A 515-nucleotide genomic window follows, 5' to 3' on the forward strand; every position below is an offset into this window, starting at 1 on the left:
ATTTTTTGATTTTTTTTATTTGTTACTGCACCATATAACATCAAATCTTCTTTGTTTTTACAATTTACATAAGGTTTCCCTTTAAAAATTGCTAAATTTAAATCAATTTTAGGTATTTCTACTGTTCCTAATTTGCTGAATTTATCTGTTTTTTCTAATGATTGATAACTATTATCTATGATTTCCTCTTTGATAGTTAAATCAATATTTTCTTTTACTTTCTCATTAGATACTTCTTGATTTTCTTTGTTTTCAGAAACAATTTTTTTTACTACATCCCTTTGTTTTGCAAGATTATTTTTAATTTTTGCAATATCTTGTTTATCATTATCTGACTTATTGATAACAACACTATCATTAAATTTCTCAATATTGTTAGCTATTTCTTGATTATCATTTCTACTAAACAGCAATAATACTAGGTAAAAAGTAGTAAAAAAGAATAACATCCCAATAGCAACTTTTCTTAAATTTTTTAAGTGTTCAAAAAATTTATCCATTAAATTATACCTCCT

General features: G+C 22.7%; 1 protein-coding gene. It reads right to left on the reverse strand.

The genetic code is table 11. From position 1 onward, the window contains the following. A partial coding sequence (locus HMPREF9088_RS12270; protein ID WP_211205564.1) for a hypothetical protein occupies positions 1 to 500 on the reverse strand: 500 nt, incomplete at its 3' end. Positions 501 to 515 lie beyond the last annotated feature (15 nt).

It is taken from the genome of Enterococcus italicus DSM 15952 (assembly GCF_000185365.1).
GTDB lineage: Bacteria > Bacillota > Bacilli > Lactobacillales > Enterococcaceae > Enterococcus_G > Enterococcus_G italicus.